Raw genomic sequence first — 758 nt, 5'->3', positions numbered from 1 at the left:
CGTCACGGCGGACCAGCACCTCGTCGACGGTGCCCGTGGCCGCCCGGTGCTCGCTGGCCGCCAGGTAGGCCTCGACCAGGTCCCGGGTCTGGGCCCGGGTCATGGGCAGGTGCCACGGGTCCACGGTGATCTGCCCGCCGAGATAGGCGAGGTCCTGGGCGGGGTCCCCGATCTCCGACCACTCCCAATCGATGTAGCGCACCCCGGTGTCCCCGTCGACGAGGATGTTGGGCAGCAACAGATCCCCGTGGATCACAGCGAAGGACTCCAACCGGTCAAAGGTCTTCTGTGCGCCGCGCAGATACGCCCCCACTTCCCGCGCCAGTCGTGTCACGTCGGGCTCGGCCAGCACGGCCGGGTGGTTGTCCGCCCACCAGTCCAGCCCGGCAGTGAACTGTCCGTCGATGTCCACCTTCGCCCGGCGCTCTCCCGTCTCGGCGGTGAGGTCTCCGCAGCGCTCGAAGCGCTGGGCATGCAGGCGAGCCATCTGCTGGACGTGGGCCCGGATCAGGGCCGGGGTCCACTCCCCCGGTGGGAGGACACGGCCGGGCACGAAGGTGACCACCATGTACGGAGCACCCAACGGGTTGTCCGCCGACTCCTCGAGCACCAGCGCCTGCGGTCCGATACCGGCCAGGACCAGGCCGAGTCCGTGGAACTCCTCCCGCATCGGCCGCGGCAGCTCCTCCACCGGACGCCGGGCGATCCGCACCACCACCCGTTGCCCGCCGGCCTCCAGCAACCACGCCGCGAAGCTC

The 758-nt window shown here is 70.8% G+C and carries 1 protein-coding gene; it reads right to left on the bottom strand.

Translation table 11 applies throughout. The features are described from left to right. Positions 1 to 758, bottom strand: a 758-nt coding sequence (locus RF645_RS12985; RefSeq protein ID WP_368819243.1) for a phosphotransferase family protein, incomplete at both ends; no start/stop codon positions are given.

Source organism: Kocuria sp. CPCC 205260, assembly GCF_040981045.1.
Taxonomy (GTDB): Bacteria; Actinomycetota; Actinomycetes; order Actinomycetales; family Micrococcaceae; genus Kocuria; species Kocuria palustris.
The sequence above is the reverse complement of the archived record's forward strand: the minus strand, read 5'-3'. Positions and strand labels throughout refer to the sequence as shown.